Source organism: Streptococcus mitis (assembly GCF_001579045.1).
GTDB classification, from domain to species: Bacteria; Bacillota; Bacilli; order Lactobacillales; family Streptococcaceae; genus Streptococcus; species Streptococcus mitis_D.
This window is the reverse complement of record NZ_KQ970263.1, coordinates 1-18182: the sequence shown is the minus strand read 5'-3', so window position 1 is coordinate 18182 and position 18182 is coordinate 1. Positions and strand designations below refer to the sequence as shown.

The 18182-nt window shown below is 38.6% G+C and carries 19 protein-coding genes and 1 tRNA gene; 17 read left to right on the top strand and 3 right to left on the bottom strand.

Annotation, left to right across the window (positions count from 1 at the left end):
- Positions 1-201: 201 nt before the first annotated feature.
- From SMIDD28_RS06210 to SMIDD28_RS06195, 5 genes are all read left to right on the top strand, one after another.
- Positions 202-2880, top strand: a complete 2679-nt coding sequence (locus SMIDD28_RS06210) for a TOTE conflict system archaeo-eukaryotic primase domain-containing protein (RefSeq protein ID WP_061425302.1) — start codon at positions 202-204, stop codon at positions 2878-2880.
- A gap of 272 nt (positions 2881-3152) precedes the next feature.
- Positions 3153-3740 carry a DNA-directed RNA polymerase subunit delta gene (rpoE, locus tag SMIDD28_RS06205; protein ID WP_000418401.1) on the top strand — a complete coding sequence of 196 codons (588 nt, stop codon included), beginning with the start codon at positions 3153-3155 and terminating at the stop codon, positions 3738-3740.
- A 135-nt stretch (positions 3741-3875) separates the two neighbouring features.
- The gene (locus tag SMIDD28_RS12415) at positions 3876-4001 is read left to right on the top strand and encodes a hypothetical protein (protein WP_269139751.1); all 126 of its coding nucleotides are present in this window, start codon (positions 3876-3878) and stop codon (positions 3999-4001) included.
- Positions 4002-4128: 127 nt separating this feature from the next.
- Positions 4129-5736, top strand: coding sequence for a CTP synthase (locus SMIDD28_RS06200; protein ID WP_000105246.1), 1608 nt, complete (start codon positions 4129-4131; stop codon positions 5734-5736).
- A gap of 119 nt (positions 5737-5855) precedes the next feature.
- On the top strand, positions 5856-6929 hold the full coding sequence (locus SMIDD28_RS06195; protein ID WP_061425301.1) for a PspC-like choline-binding domain-containing protein: 1074 nt from the start codon (positions 5856-5858) through the stop codon (positions 6927-6929).
- A 24-nt stretch (positions 6930-6953) separates the two neighbouring features.
- On the opposite strand, the gene SMIDD28_RS11155 is transcribed toward SMIDD28_RS06195, so the two are convergent.
- Complete coding sequence (locus SMIDD28_RS11155; protein WP_155719321.1) at positions 6954-7085, bottom strand: chlorohydrolase; 132 nt, start codon at positions 7083-7085, stop codon at positions 6954-6956.
- Positions 7086-7178: 93 nt separating this feature from the next.
- Between SMIDD28_RS11155 and SMIDD28_RS06190 the strand changes: the two genes are divergently transcribed.
- The 10 genes from SMIDD28_RS06190 (at position 7179) to SMIDD28_RS11150 (ending at position 14733) form a co-directional block, all read left to right on the top strand.
- The gene (locus SMIDD28_RS06190) at positions 7179-7478 is read left to right on the top strand and encodes a DUF4651 domain-containing protein (RefSeq protein WP_061425300.1); all 300 of its coding nucleotides are present in this window, start codon (positions 7179-7181) and stop codon (positions 7476-7478) included.
- A complete protein-coding gene (locus SMIDD28_RS06185) occupies positions 7475-7792 on the top strand; it encodes a thioredoxin family protein (RefSeq protein ID WP_000615781.1) in 318 nt (105 codons plus the stop codon). The genes SMIDD28_RS06190 and SMIDD28_RS06185 overlap by 4 nt, the downstream gene beginning before the upstream one ends.
- 14 nt (positions 7793-7806) lie before the next feature.
- Positions 7807-8433, top strand: a complete 627-nt coding sequence (ytpR, locus tag SMIDD28_RS06180; protein ID WP_061425299.1) for a YtpR family tRNA-binding protein — start codon at positions 7807-7809, stop codon at positions 8431-8433.
- Between the two features lie 40 nt (positions 8434-8473).
- Complete coding sequence (locus SMIDD28_RS06175; protein ID WP_061425298.1) at positions 8474-9235, top strand: SDR family NAD(P)-dependent oxidoreductase; 762 nt, start codon at positions 8474-8476, stop codon at positions 9233-9235.
- A gap of 76 nt (positions 9236-9311) precedes the next feature.
- The gene (locus SMIDD28_RS06170; RefSeq protein WP_000282467.1) at positions 9312-9707 is read left to right on the top strand and encodes a single-stranded DNA-binding protein; all 396 of its coding nucleotides are present in this window, start codon (positions 9312-9314) and stop codon (positions 9705-9707) included.
- 155 nt (positions 9708-9862) lie between these two features.
- On the top strand, positions 9863-10147 hold the full coding sequence (gene groES / locus SMIDD28_RS06165) for a co-chaperone GroES (RefSeq protein ID WP_049499818.1): 285 nt from the start codon (positions 9863-9865) through the stop codon (positions 10145-10147).
- Between the two features lie 15 nt (positions 10148-10162).
- A complete protein-coding gene (gene groL / locus SMIDD28_RS06160) occupies positions 10163-11785 on the top strand; it encodes a chaperonin GroEL (protein ID WP_061425297.1) in 1623 nt (540 codons plus the stop codon).
- A 137-nt stretch (positions 11786-11922) separates the two neighbouring features.
- Complete coding sequence (locus tag SMIDD28_RS06155; RefSeq protein WP_020900987.1) at positions 11923-12690, top strand: epoxyqueuosine reductase QueH; 768 nt, start codon at positions 11923-11925, stop codon at positions 12688-12690.
- Positions 12691-13089: 399 nt separating this feature from the next.
- Positions 13090-13863 (top strand): class I SAM-dependent methyltransferase, encoded by a 774-nt coding sequence (locus tag SMIDD28_RS06150; RefSeq protein ID WP_061425296.1) that lies wholly within the window; start codon positions 13090-13092, stop codon positions 13861-13863.
- A gap of 12 nt (positions 13864-13875) precedes the next feature.
- Complete coding sequence (locus SMIDD28_RS11150; RefSeq protein WP_081103238.1) at positions 13876-14733, top strand: Rgg/GadR/MutR family transcriptional regulator; 858 nt, start codon at positions 13876-13878, stop codon at positions 14731-14733.
- Positions 14734-15090: 357 nt separating this feature from the next.
- Here SMIDD28_RS11150 and SMIDD28_RS06135 read toward each other — a convergent pair whose 3' ends face one another.
- Both SMIDD28_RS06135 and recX read right to left on the bottom strand, forming a co-directional pair.
- On the bottom strand, positions 15091-15624 hold the full coding sequence (locus SMIDD28_RS06135) for a nucleoside tri-diphosphate phosphatase (protein WP_061425295.1): 534 nt from the start codon (positions 15622-15624) through the stop codon (positions 15091-15093).
- A gap of 88 nt (positions 15625-15712) precedes the next feature.
- Positions 15713-16489 (bottom strand): recombination regulator RecX, encoded by a 777-nt coding sequence (gene recX / locus SMIDD28_RS06130; protein WP_061425294.1) that lies wholly within the window; start codon positions 16487-16489, stop codon positions 15713-15715.
- Between the two features lie 37 nt (positions 16490-16526).
- Between recX and rlmD the strand changes: the two genes are divergently transcribed.
- Together rlmD and SMIDD28_RS06120 are read left to right on the top strand one after the other, a co-directional pair.
- Entirely contained in the window at positions 16527-17882 is a 1356-nt protein-coding gene (gene rlmD / locus SMIDD28_RS06125; protein WP_061425293.1) for a 23S rRNA (uracil(1939)-C(5))-methyltransferase RlmD, read from the top strand.
- 57 nt (positions 17883-17939) lie between these two features.
- Positions 17940-18011: transfer RNA gene (locus tag SMIDD28_RS06120), tRNA-Glu, on the top strand.
- Positions 18012-18182 lie beyond the last annotated feature (171 nt).

Below are 18182 nucleotides of genomic sequence, written 5' to 3'. Positions count from 1 at the left end.
GGTGCAGTTCATAGGTCGCTTGATAATATGCGTTTTTTAGTTTTATAGACTGCTCGTTTAAACTCTATTTACCTCGTACCTTACGGAGCGAGACGGACTATTAGTCACATACAAAATGAGTGCGATTCGAATTTTATTTTCGTGTACAATTTCAGCTATTCTTGTTATAATCAGCCTATAGGAATCAAGGAGGTGACTGTTATGGCTGTTTTTGTGTCTTTGGATGGAATTGTGGTAGAAGTACTTGATGTCTTTTCTTCTTTTAATGGGGATAGTGAGTTTTTCTTGTGTAAACGTCTTAAAGACAAGAGTCAGTTTGTTATGGAACGCTCTCAGTTCGAGGAGATGTTCCAACTTCAAAGTAGTCACTTGACGACGCAAGAAAAATTACAATTGTTTACCTCCGTGTTTGCTGGTCGTTATGATGTTTATGCTAAGAGTTTCATCAATGATCAAGGGAAAATTCAATATTTTCCATCCTATGATTATGGTTGGAAGCAGTTGCCGCCTGAAAAACGGAGTTTCCAGACATTGACGGATTCCGTTTTGAAATCTCATTTTCGTGGGGAGATAGCCATTGGTATCTTTCCTATGCACTTAGATGATAGCTGCTATTTTTTGGTACTGGATTTGGATGAAGGAGATTGGAAAGACGCCGGTTTAACCATTCGAAGAATAGCCAGGGAACGCCAGATGGAAGCCCATCTAGAGATTTCTCGTTCGGGTCACGGACTCCATATTTGGTTTTTCTTTGAGGAAGCGATTCCGAGTCGAGAGGCTCGCTTGTTTGGAAAGAAACTGTTAGAACTGGCAATGCAGGAAAGTATGCAACTGTCCTTTGATTCTTTTGATCGCATGTTTCCAAATCAGGATGTTCTTCCTAAAGGTGGATTTGGTAATTTGATTGCCCTTCCTTTTCAAGGAGAAGCTTATCATCAAGGGCGAACGGTCTTTGTGGATGAACAGTTTCAGCCTTATGAAGACCAATGGAGGTATCTACAAGAAATTCAGAGGGTTTCAACTGCTAAAGTAGCATTGTTAATCCAAGAGGAGTTAGGCAAGCAAGAATTGGACAAGGAGTTGCAGATCGTCTTATCTAATACTATCCAACTTGAAAAATCGTCTGTGACACCCAAGACACTGTTTTTCTTGAAAAATATGGCTTCATTTTCTAATCCCGAATTTTATTTAAAGCAGGCTATGCGACAGCCAACCTATCAAATTCCTGAGAGAATGTATTTATTTGGAGAATCCGATCATTATTTATGGTTGCCAAGAGGTTTGCTGTATCCATTGCAAGATAAATTTAAGCAGGTATCTGTGGAAGATAGGAGAAAGGTACAAAGGTCTATTAGCGTGGAATTTAAGGGAGAACTCACTTTTGAGCAAGAGTTAGCCCTGTCAGATATGACTTCTAAAGAAAATGGTTTACTTCATGCGGAGACTGGTTTTGGGAAGACCGTTTTAGGTGCTGCTCTTATCTCTGAACGGAAAACAAAAACAATTATTCTAGTCCATAATAAGCAACTCTTAGACCAATGGCTAGATCGCTTAAACTGCTTTTTGACTTTCGAAGAGGAGGAGGCTATCCGTTATACGGCATCAGGTCGTGAAAAGGTAATCGGCTATGTTGGACAGTACGGTGGGACTAAGAAATGGCTGAGTAAACTGGTTGATGTCGTTATGATTCAATCTCTATTTAAGTTGGAAAATAGTCAAAGTCTTTTGGATGAGTATGAGATGATGATTGTGGATGAGTGTCATCATGTCTCTGCCTTGATGTTTGAAAAAGTTGTTGCTCAGTTTAGAGGGAAGTATCTTTATGGTTTGACGGCTACGCCTGAGCGTAAGAATGGTCATGAGCCTATTGTTTTTCAGAGAATTGGTGAGATACTCCATACTGCTGATAAGAGGGAAACGAATTTTAAACGGCAATTGCAACTAAGATTCACTTCCTTTGGTCATTTGGAAATTGAAAAGACCAAAGCAAGTAATTTTATACAGCTTAGTGATTGGATTGCTACTGACTCAGTGAGGAATCAGATGATTCTTAAGGATATTCTAGACCAAGTGGCAGAAGGACGAAATATCTTGGTTTTAGTCAATCGAATTCAACAGATAGATGCCTTTGAAAAGTTATTGAAAGAGAAAGAGGTTGATGACTGTTATATTATTAACGGAAAAACCAAAGTTCGAGAGAGAACGAGTTTACTGGAGACGTTAGAACAGTTAGATAAAGGGTTTGTTTTGTTGTCTACTGGAAAATACATTGGCGAAGGTTTTGACTTGCCTCAGTTGGACACGCTGATCTTGGCAGCACCCTTTTCTTGGAAAAATAATTTGATTCAGTATGCAGGTCGGATTCATAGAAACTACAAGGATAAGTCTTTGGTACGTATTTTCGATTATGTGGATATTCATGTTCCTTATTTAGAAAAGATGTTTCAGAAACGACAAGTAGCTTATCGAAAGATGGATTATAGTGTCATTGAGGGTGAGGAGAAACAATTCGTTTATGTTGATAGTAGATATGAGAATGTGCTGAGAGAGGACTTAGCAGGGGAAAGACAGGAGTGTATACTTGTTTTACCTTATGTGCACCAGACAAAACTGATGAATTTTCTAAAAGAATTTAGGATTAGTCAAATTGAGATATGTATACCAGAGACGGTTGCAAATAAAGCATGGCTAGACCAGTTGAAGAGCCAGAAAATTAAAGTATCTTTTACTCAATCGAAAATAGTCACGCCTATTCTTTTGGTAAACAAAACCATTGTTTGGTATGGTGCAATGCCATTATTAGGGAAGGTAGATGAAATGACCATATTACGTTTGGAATCAGCTAATATAGTTTCTGAAATAGTGGCAGTTTTACGATAGAGAAAATTTTTAAAAATTTCTATGTATGATTTTCATTTTGAATCAAACGTCTCACACTTAATTCCACCATAAAAATTCGTTTTAGACTAATTTCCACTTTGGTCAGGCAAGTGGAAGTTACTTTGAGAAGTTAGCTCCGCTAAAGTCCTATTACTTTCTCCCATTTAACCTTTGACTATTCTGCAAAATTATCGTAAAATAAAGAGTAAATGATAAAATGAGGTCAGAGTCTGTTCGCTCTGGCGATAGTAGTATAAATGAGGAGAAACGCTTTGGAATTAGAAGTATTTGCTGGGCAAGAAAAAAGTGAACTATCTATGATTGAGGTAGCGCGTGCTATCTTGGAACTTCGTGGTCGCGATCATGAGATGCATTTTAGCGATCTTGTAAACGAAATTCAAAACTACCTTGGAACATCAAACAGCGATATCCGTGAAGCCTTGCCTTTGTTCTACACAGAGTTGAACTTTGACGGTAGCTTCATCTCACTTGGAGACAACAAATGGGGTCTTCGTTCATGGTATGGTGTGGACGAAATCGATGAAGAAATCATCGCTCTTGAAGAAAATGACGACGATGAAGTAGCACCAAAAGCTAAGAAAAAACGTGTCAATGCCTTCATGGATGGTGATTCAGATGCTATTGACTACAATGCAGATGACCCAGAAGACGAAGATGCATACGAAGCAGATCCAGCTCTTTCATACGATGATGAAAATCCAGATGATGAGAAAAACGAAGTGGAAGCTTACGATGCAGAAATCAACGAAATCGCTCCTGATGACTTGGGTGAAGACGTGGATCTCAACGAAGACGACGACGAATTTTCAGATGATGATGCTGAAAACATCGAGGAATAAAAGTTAGCTATTGACAATTATCCTATTTTTAGGTATCATATTGTTCGGGCACCTCTTTTAGAGGTCGGGGCTCCCTAGTTCTTAGGGAGCTATTTTTGTTTTTTCAAGAAGTTATCTTCTTGTATTTTATACTCAATGAAAATCAAAGAGCAAACTAGGAAGCTAGCCGCAGGCTGCTCAAAACAATATTTTGAGATTGTAGATAAGACTGACAAAGTTAGGAACACATATCTACGGCAAGGCGACGCTGACGCAGTTTGAAGAGATTTTCGAAGAGTATTAGTTGTGAATCTGGCGCAGTCGTCCCAGATTATCTTATTAGTAGGGTCTCGTTTCCTATGTCCCCTCGTAGTTAACAAGGCCTTGAGCATTTTAGAAAGAGGAATCTATGTCTACGAAATATATTTTTGTAACTGGTGGTGTGGTATCGTCTATTGGGAAAGGGATTGTGGCAGCGAGTCTAGGCCGTCTCTTGAAAAATCGTGGTCTCAAAGTAACTATTCAAAAATTTGACCCTTATATCAATATCGATCCGGGAACTATGAGTCCTTACCAGCACGGGGAAGTTTTTGTGACAGATGACGGAGCTGAGACAGATTTGGACTTGGGTCACTATGAACGTTTCATCGATATCAATCTCAACAAATATTCCAACGTGACAACTGGTAAAATTTACAGTGAAGTGCTTCGTAAAGAACGCCGTGGAGAATACCTTGGGGCAACTGTTCAGGTTATTCCTCATATCACAGATGCTTTGAAAGAAAAAATCAAGCGTGCCGCTCTAACGACCGACTCTGATGTCATTATCACAGAGGTTGGTGGAACAGTTGGGGATATTGAGTCCTTGCCATTCCTAGAGGCCCTTCGTCAGATGAAGGCAGATGTGGGGGCGGATAATGTTATGTACATCCATACAACCTTGCTTCCTTACCTCAAGGCTGCTGGTGAAATGAAGACCAAACCAACTCAACACTCTGTAAAAGAATTGCGTGGATTGGGAATCCAACCAAATATGTTGGTTATTCGTACAGAAGAGCCAGCTGGTCAGGGAATTAAAAACAAACTAGCTCAGTTCTGTGATGTGGCACCAGAAGCCGTTATCGAATCGTTGGATGTTGAACATCTTTACCAAATTCCGTTGAATTTGCAGGCTCAAGGTATGGACCAGATTGTCTGTGACCATTTGAAATTAGACGCACCAGTAGCAGATATGACAGAATGGTCAGCTATGGTGGACAAGGTTATGAACCTCAAGAAACAAGTCAAGATTTCCCTTGTCGGTAAGTATGTTGAGTTGCAAGATGCCTATATCTCAGTGGTCGAAGCTTTAAAACACTCTGGCTATGCCAACGATGCAGAAGTTAAAATCAATTGGATCAATGCCAATGATGTGACAGCAGAGAATGTGGCGGAACTCTTGTCTGATGCGGACGGAATCATCGTACCAGGAGGTTTTGGCCAACGTGGTACGGAAGGGAAAATCCAAGCCATCCGCTATGCGCGTGAAAATGATGTTCCAATGTTAGGTGTCTGCTTGGGCATGCAGTTAACTTGTATCGAGTTTGCTCGTCACGTTTTGGGTCTTGAAGGTGCCAATTCTGCAGAGCTTGCACCAGAAACAAAATACCCTATCATTGATATCATGCGTGATCAGATTGATGTTGAGGATATGGGTGGAACCCTTCGTTTGGGACTTTATCCGTCTAAACTAAAACGTGGCTCTAAGGCAGCAGCTGCTTATCATAATCAAGAAGTGGTGCAACGCCGTCACCGTCACCGCTATGAGTTTAACAATGCCTTCCGTGAGCAATTTGAGGCAGCAGGCTTTGTTTTCTCAGGTGTTTCTCCAGACAATCGTTTGGTCGAAATTGTGGAAATTCCTGAAAATAAATTCTTTGTAGCGTGTCAGTATCACCCTGAACTGTCAAGCCGTCCAAATCGTCCAGAAGAACTCTACACTGCCTTTGTGACTGCAGCAGTTGAGAACAGTAATTAGCAAGATCAAAACCTTTGAGAACAATCTCAGAGGTTTTTTGCTTGCATATTTAGGATATGAGTTGCAAAATAAAAATATAGTGATATAATTAACATAAAAAATCCTAAGGAGGATCTATAATGAAAAAAATCACATTATTTGGTTTGTCTCTAGCTGGTCTAGCTTTACTGGCTTTTCCACATTCAGGGCAGGCATTTGAGCTTAAAGAAGAATGGGTTGTTAAGTGTGGAGTACAGTATCAAGATGGCAAGATTCTTCGGTTTAACAATGGTCATGAAGTGGATATCAAAGTCTTGGATTTGCCAAAAACCGAGAAAATCGAGTGGACGGTTAGTCTCGATGGTCAAGATCAGACAGTCAATTTTCTAGGTCAAGAAAAGGACAAGTCTATGATTGGTATAGAAGGGCGTTACCTGAATTTCTATGTTCCATATGGCTATAGAGGAGATATCAAGGTAGAGGCCAAGAGCGGAAACGAAGTGAGGACCTGGTCAACGAAAGTTGTGGATGATATTCATAATGATAGTGGAAAGAGAGGTTACTATCGTATTGAAGAATCAAGTGATCAATACACCTACCTTGATACAAAATGGGACTATCAAACCAAGACTTACACTGCTACCTTACCAGAGACTGTCAATGGTCAAAAAGTATATGCTTGGGCAGACTATGACAATAGTGAGTTGAAACTTGAAAAACTAAAATCTATCAGTCGTAAATATGATGGAGGATCTTTCAAAGAACTTTATCCGATTGTAAAAGCAGAAAGTTGGCTAAAATCAAACCAAAACTGGTACTATCAAAAACAAGGTCAATTAGTGCAGAAGGATTGGGTTAAGGACAAGGGAATTTGGTACTTTATGAATGATAAAGGGGTCATGTTCAATCAAACTTGGCTTTATCAAGGTAGCAACTGGTATGCCTTTAAATCATCAGGAGCCATGATTGCGAGTGACTGGCTTTATGACCAAGGCAAGTGGTACTATTTATCAACTTCAGGAGTCATGAAAGCAAGCACTTGGGTTTATGACAAGGAAGACTGGTATTATGTAAGTTCTTCTGGAGCCATGTTAGCGAATGATTGGGTCAAAGATAATGGCAAGTGGTATTATTTAGCTTCATCAGGTAAGATGCTTCGCAATACCTACACCCCTGATGGTTACTACGTTGGTAACTCAGGTGCCTGGCAATAAGAATAATACTCTTCGAAAATCTCTTCAAACCATGTCAGCGTCATCCACAACCCCAAAACAGTGTTTTGAGCTGACTTCGTCAGTTCTATCTACAACCTCAAAGTAGTGCTTTGAGCAGCCTGCGGCTAGCTTCCTAGTTTGCTCTTTGATTTTCATTGAGTATAAGAAGTCCTTTTCCTTAAAGGGAGAGGCTTTTTACTTGCTTTTCTGCTGCTTCCTCATTTGTCCTAAAGCCTTTTTTGTGTTAAAATGAATGGTATGAAAGCTAAAAAAATGTGGATGGCAGGTCTGGCTCTGTTTGGTATTGGGAGCCTTGCCCTTGCTACTAAAAAAATTGCAGATGACCATAAGCTCATGAAGACTCAGGAAGAGTTGACAGCGATTGTGCGAGACCATTTTTCAGATATGGGGGAAATTGCGACCCTATATGTTCAAGTTTATGAAAGCAGTCTGGAGAGCTTGGTTGGTGGCGTCATTTTTGAGGATGGTCGTCATTATACCTTTGTCTATGAAAATGAAGACCTAGTCTATGAGGAGGAAGTCTTATGATACAACCAGCAAGTTTAGAAGAATTGGCATCTTTAGTGGAAAAAGAGGGTAAGAAGGTCTTCCTTTTTGTGGCGGACTGGTGTGGCGATTGCCGTTATATTTATCCTGCCTTGCCAGAAATTGAGGAGACCAATCCAGAGTTCACCTTTATTCGAGTGGACCGAGACCAGTATATGGATTTGGCCAAACTATGGGATGTTTATGGAATTCCTAGCCTTGTTGTTCTAGAAAAGGACAAGGAAATTGGTCGTTTTGTTAATCGAGACCGTAAAAGTAAGCAACAAATTAACGACTTTTTAGCAGGACTGAAATAGGAGAAAAGGAAACAATGATTTTTACATATAACAAAGAACATGTCGGTGATGTCCTTATGGTCATCGTGAAAAATAGCGGAGATGCCAAACTGGATGTGGAGCGCAAAGGCAAGGTAGTCCGTGTTTTTCTCAAAGAGAATGGGGAAACAGTGGCTTGGAATATTTTTGAAGTTTCAAGTTTGTTTGAAATTGCAGAGCGCGGTCAAGTCTTTTTATCAGATGAGCAAGTATCTCGTTTGAACCAAGAATTACAAACGGAAGGTTTTGCAGAGGAAATTGTTAATGACAAGGAACCTAAGTTTGTTGTTGGTGAAATTGTCGAGATGGTAGCTCATCCAGATAGTGACCACCTTAACATCTGCCAAGTTGCAGTTGCAAGTGACAAGACAGTGCAAATCGTTGCAGGGGCTCCTAATGCGCGTGTTGGATTGAAAACCATTGTAGCTCTTCCTGGAGCTATGATGCCAAAAGGGAATCTCATTTTCCCAGGTGAACTTCGTGGTGAAAAGAGTTTTGGCATGATGTGTAGTCCTCGTGAATTGCATTTGCCAAACGCTCCGCAAAAACGAGGGGTGCTTGAATTGTCAGAAGACCAAGTTGTCGGAACTCCATTTGACCCAGCGAAACACTGGACTGCCTAAGAGTTGTTAGTATCTGATAGACCAGCTAGAAGGAAATAAGATGGCAAAAAATGTAGTGATTACAGGAGCGACCTCAGGAATCGGTGAAGCGATTGCGCGTGCTTATCTGGAGCAGGGTGAGAATGTCGTTCTAACCGGACGACGGACAGACAGACTAGAAATCCTCAAGTCGGAGTTTGCAGAAACTTTTCCAAATCAAACCGTCTGGACCTTTCCACTAGATGTCACGGATATGACTATGGTAAAGACGGTCTGCTCCGATATTCTAGAAACGATAGGGAAGATTGACGTCTTGGTTAATAACGCCGGTCTGGCTCTTGGCTTGGCTTCATATCAAAACTATGAAGAGTTGGATATGTTGATCATGCTGGATACCAATGTCAAAGGTTTGATGGCAGTCACTCGCTGTTTCTTGCCAGCAATGGTAAAAGCCAATCAAGGACATATCATCAATATGGGGTCAACCGCAGGAATCTATGCCTATGCGGGTGCAGCTGTTTACTCAGCCACCAAGGCGGCAGTTAAAACTTTTTCAGATGGTCTGCGAATTGATACCATCGCAACGGATATCAAGGTGACAACCATTCAGCCTGGGATTGTCGAAACAGATTTTTCTACAGTACGTTTTCATGGTGACAAAGAGCGAGCTGCGTCCGTTTACCAAGGAATCGAAGCCTTGCAAGCTCAGGATATTGCAGACACAGTAGTCTATGTGACCAGTCAACCTCGTCGTGTGCAGATTACAGATATGACCATCATGGCCAATCAACAGGCGACAGGTTTCATGGTTCATAAAAACTAAAAAATTTTCTCGAAAAGTTACAAATTTCTGTAACTTTTTTTGATTTCCTACGAATAGATAAGTAGGAGGAAAAAATATGTATAATAAAGTTATCATGATTGGACGCTTGACGTCTACACCAGAATTGCACAAAACCAACAATGACAAGTCAGTAGCGCGAGCGACTATTGCAGTTAACCGTCGTTACAAAGACCAAAACGGTGAACGTGAAGCTGATTTTGTCAATATGGTCCTATGGGGCAGACTAGCAGAAACTTTGGCAAGCTACGCAACTAAAGGCAGTCTCATTTCCGTTGATGGAGAATTACGTACCCGTCGTTTTGAGAAAAATGGCCAGATGAACTACGTGACCGAAGTCCTTGTTACTGGATTCCAACTCTTGGAAAGTCGTGCCCAACGTGCCATGCGTGAAAACAACGCAGGGCAGGATTTGGCAGATTTGGTCTTGGAAGAGGAGGAATTACCATTTTAAACATTGAAAAGTCTGAGTTGGTCTCAGGCTTTTTATCTTGAGAAAGTCAGACTTTTTCCTTGACTATTTCTGACCAAGTGATACAATAGAACTATGAATTAGCACTCAGATATAAAGAGTGCTAATAATATGTAGTTCATCATGGAGGAAAACAGATGTTGAAACCATTAGGGGACCGTGTGGTCTTAAAAGTAGAAGAAAAAGAACAAACTGTTGGAGGTTTTGTCCTTGCAGGCTCAGCCCAAGAAAAAACAAAAACAGCTAAAGTTGTAGCTACTGGACAAGGTGTTCGTACCTTAAACGGTGACTTGGTTGCTCCAAGTGTTAAAGCTGGAGACCGTGTCTTAGTTGAAGCTCACGCAGGTCTTGATGTCAAAGATGGCGATGAAAAGTACATCATCGTAGGCGAAGCTAACATCTTGGCTATCATTGAAGAATAGAAGGAGAAAGTAAGTATGTCAAAAGAAATTAAATTTTCATCAGATGCCCGTTCAGCTATGGTTCGCGGTGTCGATATCCTTGCAGACACTGTTAAAGTAACCTTGGGACCAAAAGGTCGTAATGTCGTTCTTGAAAAATCATTTGGCTCACCCTTGATTACCAATGACGGTGTGACCATTGCTAAAGAAATCGAATTGGAAGATCATTTTGAAAATATGGGTGCCAAATTGGTATCAGAAGTAGCTTCAAAAACCAATGATATCGCAGGTGACGGAACGACAACTGCAACTGTCTTGACCCAAGCAATTGTCCGCGAAGGAATCAAAAACGTCACAGCAGGTGCCAATCCAATCGGAATTCGTCGTGGGATTGAAACAGCAGTTGCTGCAGCAGTTGAAGCCTTGAAAAACAATGCTATTCCTGTTGCCAACAAAGAAGCCATCGCTCAGGTTGCTGCCGTCTCTTCTCGTTCTGAAAAAGTCGGTGAATACATTTCTGAAGCCATGGAAAAAGTTGGTAAAGACGGAGTCATTACTATCGAAGAGTCACGTGGTATGGAAACAGAGCTTGAAGTCGTAGAAGGAATGCAGTTCGACCGTGGTTACCTTTCACAGTACATGGTGACAGATAGCGAAAAAATGGTGGCTGACCTTGAAAATCCGTACATTTTGATTACAGACAAGAAAATTTCCAATATCCAAGAAATCTTGCCACTTTTGGAAAGCATTCTCCAAAGCAATCGTCCACTCTTGATTGTTGCGGATGATGTGGATGGTGAAGCTCTTCCAACTCTTGTTTTGAACAAGATTCGTGGAACCTTCAACGTGGTAGCAGTCAAGGCACCTGGTTTTGGTGACCGTCGCAAAGCTATGCTCGAAGACATTGCCATCTTAACAGGCGGAACAGTTATCACAGAAGACCTTGGTCTTGAGTTGAAAGATGCTACGATTGAGGCGCTTGGTCAAGCAGCGAGAGTGACTGTGGACAAAGATAGTACAGTTATTGTAGAAGGTGCTGGAAATCCTGAAGCGATTTCTCACCGTGTAGCGGTTATCAAGTCTCAAATCGAAACTACAACTTCTGAATTTGACCGTGAAAAATTGCAAGAACGCTTGGCGAAATTGTCAGGTGGTGTAGCGGTTATTAAGGTCGGAGCCGCAACTGAAACTGAGTTGAAAGAAATGAAACTCCGCATCGAAGATGCCCTCAACGCTACTCGTGCAGCTGTTGAAGAAGGAATCGTTGCAGGTGGTGGAACAGCCCTTGTCAATGTCATTCCAACCGTGGCTAATTTGGAATTGGCAGGTGATGAAGCAACAGGACGCAATATTGTTCTCCGTGCCTTGGAAGAACCAGTCCGTCAAATTGCCCACAATGCAGGATTCGAAGGTTCAATCGTTATCGATCGTTTGAAAAATGCTGAAGTTGGTACAGGCTTCAACGCAGCAACTGGTGAGTGGGTTAATATGATTGATCAAGGGATTATTGACCCAGTTAAAGTGAGCCGTTCAGCCCTTCAAAATGCAGCATCTGTAGCCAGCTTGATTTTGACAACAGAAGCAGTCGTAGCCAATAAACCAGAACCAGCAGCCCCAGCTCCAGCAATGGATCCAAGCATGATGGGTGGGATGATGTAAGATTTCTATAGAAAAGAACTTATAAAAAACACAAAAGGAGGGAATGGCTATTCCTCCTTTTTATGCTATTCACTTCTAAATTGATTTGAGCTCTCCTGACTTATATGATAAAATAAGACTAGAAAAAGGAGAAGAACATGATCGATGTAGAAGAAATTCTGAGCAAGATGAACCCCAATCAGAAGATTAATTATGACCGTGTTATGCAGAAGATGGTACAAGTATGGGAGAAAAATGAGCAACGTCCAACTATTCTCATGCATGTTTGCTGTGCCCCTTGCAGTACCTATACCCTCGAATATTTGACCAAGTATGCAGATGTGACCATCTATTTTGCCAATTCTAATATCCATCCCAAGGCAGAATACCATAAGCGTGCCTATGTGACTAAAAAGTTTGTCAGTGATTTCAATGAGCGAACTGGCAATAACGTTCAATACCTAGAAGCTCCTTATGAACCTAACGAATATCGTAAACTGGTTCGAGGTTTGGAAGAAGAGCCTGAAGGTGGTGACCGTTGTAAGGTTTGCTTTGACTACCGACTGGATAAGACGGCGCAAGTGGCTATGGATTTAGGCTTTGACTACTTTGGCTCAGCCTTGACCATCAGTCCTCATAAGAATTCTCAAACCATCAATAGCATCGGAATCGATGTGCAAAAAATTTACACAACCCACTATCTTCCCAGTGATTTCAAGAAAAATCAAGGCTACAAACGTTCAGTAGAGATGTGTGAAGAGTATGACATCTACCGTCAATGTTATTGTGGATGCGTCTATGCAGCTCAAGCCCAGAATATTGACTTGGTTCAGGTCAAGAAGGACGCCACAGCTTTCTTACTGGATAAGGATGTTGAAAAAGACTATTCCCATATCAAATTTACTGTTACGAAATTAGATATATAAATGAAAACTTGCCTCAAGGTAGGTTTTTTGCTAGTAGAAAAGCGATAGACAGAAATTACTGGACCAATCTTTGAATTTCTAGTCCAAGTCTTGTGGGTCTTCAACAAGCCTTGGACTCTTAAAAAAATGAAGTTTTGCTCAAAAGAGCTTTTTAAATGAAAACGAGCAATTATCAGTTCAAATCTGTTTCAAAAGAAGAACGGATAAATTAATCGATGCTTTGTTTTTGAGTTAGGAAGTTAAGCATGCTAAACTGAGTCGTAGGAATAAATTTCTTTATAGAAATGTGTTACAACTTTGCTATAACGGAATATTCCTTTTTTGCATTTATACAACTTATTTAACACTATCTTTATTCTTGTGATATAATGTCAAATTATAGAGTGGAGGTCATTTAAAATGATTGATAAAGTAATTGAACAATATAAAAGTCATGATAATCTGGATATTCGAGTAGAATTGCATAAGAAGTATTCAAAAAATAAATTGGGATTTAATAATTGGATATTTTCTAACTACCAAATCACTGATGAAGTAAAGGTTCTAGAATTGGGATGTGGTACAGGAGAACTATGGACAAGTAATAGTGATTCTATAGATAAAATGAAGCAGTTGGTTGTTACAGATTTTTCTAAAGATATGGTAAAAACAACGAAGTCAGTAATTGGAAATAGAGACAACGTTAACTATAAAATAATGGATATTCAAAAAATTTCTTTTGAGAATGAAACGTTTGATATTGTTATTGCTAATATGCTTTTACATCATGTGAATGATATTCCTAAAGCTCTCTCTGAGGTGAATAGGGTCTTAAAAAACGGAGGAATTTTTTACTGTGCTACATTTGGTGAAAATGGAGTTGTAAATTATTTGGCAAGTTTATTTAAAGATGAGGTTAATCAAGATTTAGAAAATAAAACGTTTACTTTACAAAATGGTAAAAGGTACCTGAGCAAGTATTTTAACTCTGTCGATACATTACTCTATGATGATGAGTTGCAGGTAACTAGTATAGATGACCTAGTTAAATACATCCAATCATTTAAAGGAATTTCAGAAATAGGTTCACTAGAAGAGGAAATAATACGTAAAAGATTGGAAAGTGAGTTTTATAATGGTATGATGATCATTCCTAAAGAATATGGTATGTTTATCGCTCGAAAAGAAAGTTAAGGGAATGAAAGTGTGAAAAATTATGGAGAAGCTTTTCGATATTTTAGAAAATTAAACGGATATTCTTTAGAGTATGCTGCAGCTGATTCTATATCAAAATCTCAACTTTCTAGATTTGAAAGAGGAGAAAATGAAATTTCTCTTTCAACGTTCTTTAAATTATTATCAAATATCAATGTTTCGATAGAGAATTTTTGTAATTACCTAGAACATTATAAAAGATCGGAGCTCGATGATTTTTTTGTTAATTTATCTCCAAATTTTTATAGTTTGAATACTAAAGGATTGGAGGAAATAAAAAATGAGCAACAAAAACTTTTTGAGAAGAGTGGGGAAAAAACTCATAAAATAAATACAATTATGGTTCAGGGATTATTAAATCAGATAGATTGTAATCATGTAGTTAGTAGAGATGATCTAAATTTAGTGTATGACTATTTATTCCAGAAGGAACGATGGGAGTCCTATGAGATAACGCTGATTGGTAATTTATATCATCTTTTTGAAATAGATTATATTTACATGGTCGGAAAAGAAATACTAGAGCGTACACATTATTACGAAAAAATCGGCAAGAATAGAAATTTAGTTGTGTCAGCTTGTTTAAATTTTTGGTTCTGTTGCCTTGAAAATTCACATCTAATATATGCAGACTACTTTGAAATGAAATTAAAAAAATTATTAAAAGATGACACAAAAGTTTTTGAAAAATCTACATTCAAATTTATAGAAGGATATAAAATATACCTGACAGAATCTAAAGAATCTGGAATTAAGCAAATGAAAAATGTTATTAAATATTTTGAGTTTATTGAGTCTAAAAATATTGCGTTATATTTTAAAAAACGATTAAATGAGCTGATAGATTAAATAGCATTTTCTCTGTTGAGATATTGTTTTTAAAATATTGTACTAAATGATTGATGCTATGTGGAAATACAAAAAAATTTTTTTGATACGAAGTTGACCTGTATTTTTTATACTAATCATTTTCGTATTTTTTATATTAAACGATAGAAGTTTGTTGTAAACTTACAAGGAATAAAGACATTAAAAAATAACAGTATATCTATTTGTTTTATATATTTCGCGAATTTTGCATAAATCTCTTTCTAGTAATGTGTTGCAACTCTGCTATAATGGATTTATTCCTTTTTTGTGTTTACACAATTTATTTTACACTACCAAAAAATAAGGTCAGGATTTTGTTCCTGACCTTTGACAACTTTACCGATTCTTTAGTTCTACATAGCGCTTGTACCAAATGTTTACATAGGCTTCTGAGAAAGGACCTCGTCCATTGTTAATCCAATCAACAAGAATTTTGACATGTTCTTTTAAAATATAGTCCAAGTCATCAGAATAATTCATTTTGCGTTTGTGACGCTCATACTCCTCAACGTCCAAGAGACGTTTTTCCCCATCTGTAAAAATTTTAACATCCAAATCGTAATCAATATACTTCAGTGCTTCTTCATCCAGATAGTAGGGGCTAGCCATATTGCAATAGTAGGAAATTCCATTATCACGAATCATAGCAATGATATTAAACCAATATTTCTTGTGAAAGTAAACAATAGCCGGTTCTCGAGTAACCCAACGACGACCATCACTTTCGGTAACCAGTGTATGATCGTTGACACCAATAATGGCGTTTTCTGTTGTTTTTAGTACCATGGTGTCCTGCCAAGTTCGGTGGAGACTCCCATCATGCTTATAACTTTGAATTGTAATAAAGTCGCCTTCTTTTGGAAGCTTCATAACTAACCAACTTTCTACAATTTATAAGTTTATCATTTACTATTGTACCATAAAATTACCTAAAATCTGTGAATTTCACTTGGAAATATTAAAGATATTCTCTAAGAGCGCTTGCTATATCCGAAAAATCGTAGCCTTTTCGAGCTAAAACTTGAGTTAAACGCTGTTTAAGTTCGTATCCTTCATATTTTCGAGCATACTTAGCATATTGCTTATCAAGTTCCTTGAAGATGAGTTCCTGAGTCGTTTCTTGGTCAATTTGACTATCCAACTCGTCAAAGGCACTTTTAGCATCAGAATAGGAAAACCCCTTGTTGATCAGATTTTGGATTATCTTATCTTGCAAGGCGCGAGTTGGAAGTTTTCCTTCATATTTTTTCAATAGTTTATTAGCTACACGTTGAGCAACTTCAGAAAAATCAAATTCTTTCAAGTTCTCTTCTATAATAGATTTTGAAATCCCTTTTTGAGCTAGTTTCTGAGTCAGTACATAAGGACCCTTGTCTCCTGAAAGTTGATTGGCATTGATGATAGCATAAGCGTACTGGCTATCATTAATCCAATTATCTTCTTTAAGATTAGCAATGACTTGAGAAACGGTGTTTTTATTAATATCGTATTTTTTCAGATATTCTCTGATTTCTTTTTCAGTGCGTGCTTTAAAGGATAAATGGTAGAGGGCTAGATTTTTACCGTAAGAAAATTTGGCAAAGTCCTGAATCTCTTTCAATTCTTCTTCACTTATCACCTTATCTCTTGATAACATAAAACGAACAATAGTATCTTCAGTAATGTAGCATTTGTCGCCATTATCAAGCACCATCAGATAGAGTCTTTTTTTCTTTTCAAGTTTTGTGATTTTCATAGTTCTATTATAACTCAAAATGTGATAAGATAGGGGTATGAATCTGAAAGTGAAACAAAAAATACCATTAAAAATCAAGCGCATGGGAATTAATGGTGAGGGAATCGGCTTTTATCAAAAAACCTTAGTCTTTGTGCCTGGTGCTCTCAAAGGTGAAGATATCTATTGTCAGATTACTTCTATTAAACGTAACTTTGTAGAGGCAAAATTACTAAAGGTCAACAAGAAGTCTAAATTTCGAGTTGTGCCAGCTTGTACTATTTATAATGAGTGCGGAGGCTGCCAAATCATGCACCTGCATTATGATAAGCAGCTGGAGTTCAAGACGGACTTGCTTTATCAAGCGCTGAAAAAATTTGCCCCTGCAGGATATGAAAATTATGAAATCCGCCCGACGATTGGTATGAAGGAACCAAAGTACTACCGTGCTAAGTTACAATTTCAGACTCGAAAATTTAAGAATCAGGTTAAGGCGGGCTTATATGCACAAAACTCTCACTATTTAGTAGAATTGAAAGATTGTTTAGTTCAAGATAAGGAAACACAGGTTATTGCAAACCGCCTAGCAGAATTATTAACCTATCACCAGATTCCAATCACGGATGAGAGAAAAGTTCTAGGTGTTAGAACTATAATGGTACGACGAGCTAGAAAGACTGGACAGGTTCAGATTATTATTGTTACAAACCGTCAGCTTAACTTAACACAACTGGTAAAAGATTTAGTTAAGGATTTCCCAGAAGTTGTGACAGTCGCTGTGAATACAAATACAGCTAAAACAAGTGAGATATATGGTGAAAAGACAGAAATCATCTGGGGACAAGAGAGTATTCAAGAAGGTGTTCTCGATTATGAATTTTCACTATCCCCTAGAGCTTTTTATCAGCTAAATCCTGAACAAACAGAAGTCCTTTATAACGAGGCGGTAAAAGCCTTGGATGTAAATAAAGAAGACCATTTGATTGATGCTTATTGTGGAGTTGGAACGATTGGGTTTGCCTTCGCAAAGAAAGTTAAAACACTAAGAGGTATGGATATTATTCCAGAAGCCATTGAAGATGCCAAGCGAAATGCTAAAAGAATGGGATTTGACAATACTCATTATGAAGCTGGAACAGCAGAAGAGATTATTCCTCGTTGGTACAAGGAAGGCTACCGAGCAGATGCACTGATTGTGGACCCACCACGTACAGGTCTGGATGATAAGTTATTAGATACTATTCTTACTTATGTACCAGAAAAAATGGTTTATATTTCTTGTAATGTTTCGACTTTGGCTCGTGATTTAGTGCGCTTAGTAGAAGTCTATGATCTTCATTATATCCAGTCAGTTGATATGTTCCCCCATACCGCTCGGACTGAAGCTGTTGTAAAATTAATAAAAAAAGATTAAAAAAGTATTGACAAAGTTTAAAAAGCCTGTATAATAGTAAGAGTTGAAAACAACTCAGGTCCGTTGGTCAAGGGGTTAAGACACCGCCTTTTCACGGCGGTAACACGGGTTCGAATCCCGTACGGACTATGGTATGTTGTGGTTGAGGCACTTGATAAAAAAAGATTAAAAAAGTTTCAAAAAAGTGTTGACAAGCGAAAGCGACTGTGATATACTAATACAGTTGTCGCTTAAGAGAAGTAAGTGACAAAGACCTTTGAAAACTGAACAAGACGAACCAATGTGCAGGGCGCTACAACT

Coding starts and splice junctions, on each gene's coding strand:
- SMIDD28_RS06210 (WP_061425302.1), top strand. CDS start 202: ATGGCTGTTTTTGTGTCTTTGGATGGAATTGTGGTAGAAGTACTTGAT.
- SMIDD28_RS12415 (WP_269139751.1), top strand. CDS start 3,876: ATGAAAATCAAAGAGCAAACTAGGAAGCTAGCCGCAGGCTGCTCAAAA.
- SMIDD28_RS06200 (WP_000105246.1), top strand. CDS start 4,129: ATGTCTACGAAATATATTTTTGTAACTGGTGGTGTGGTATCGTCTATT.
- SMIDD28_RS06195 (WP_061425301.1), top strand. CDS start 5,856: ATGAAAAAAATCACATTATTTGGTTTGTCTCTAGCTGGTCTAGCTTTA.
- SMIDD28_RS11155 (WP_155719321.1), bottom strand. CDS start 7,085: ATGAAAATCAAAGAGCAAACTAGGAAGCTAGCCGCAGGCTGCTCAAAG.
- SMIDD28_RS06190 (WP_061425300.1), top strand. CDS start 7,179: ATGAATGGTATGAAAGCTAAAAAAATGTGGATGGCAGGTCTGGCTCTG.
- SMIDD28_RS06185 (WP_000615781.1), top strand. CDS start 7,475: ATGATACAACCAGCAAGTTTAGAAGAATTGGCATCTTTAGTGGAAAAA.
- ytpR (WP_061425299.1), top strand. CDS start 7,807: ATGATTTTTACATATAACAAAGAACATGTCGGTGATGTCCTTATGGTC.
- SMIDD28_RS06175 (WP_061425298.1), top strand. CDS start 8,474: ATGGCAAAAAATGTAGTGATTACAGGAGCGACCTCAGGAATCGGTGAA.
- SMIDD28_RS06170 (WP_000282467.1), top strand. CDS start 9,312: ATGTATAATAAAGTTATCATGATTGGACGCTTGACGTCTACACCAGAA.
- groES (WP_049499818.1), top strand. CDS start 9,863: ATGTTGAAACCATTAGGGGACCGTGTGGTCTTAAAAGTAGAAGAAAAA.
- groL (WP_061425297.1), top strand. CDS start 10,163: ATGTCAAAAGAAATTAAATTTTCATCAGATGCCCGTTCAGCTATGGTT.
- SMIDD28_RS06155 (WP_020900987.1), top strand. CDS start 11,923: ATGATCGATGTAGAAGAAATTCTGAGCAAGATGAACCCCAATCAGAAG.
- SMIDD28_RS06150 (WP_061425296.1), top strand. CDS start 13,090: ATGATTGATAAAGTAATTGAACAATATAAAAGTCATGATAATCTGGAT.
- SMIDD28_RS06135 (WP_061425295.1), bottom strand. CDS start 15,624: ATGAAGCTTCCAAAAGAAGGCGACTTTATTACAATTCAAAGTTATAAG.
- recX (WP_061425294.1), bottom strand. CDS start 16,489: ATGAAAATCACAAAACTTGAAAAGAAAAAAAGACTCTATCTGATGGTG.
- rlmD (WP_061425293.1), top strand. CDS start 16,527: ATGAATCTGAAAGTGAAACAAAAAATACCATTAAAAATCAAGCGCATG.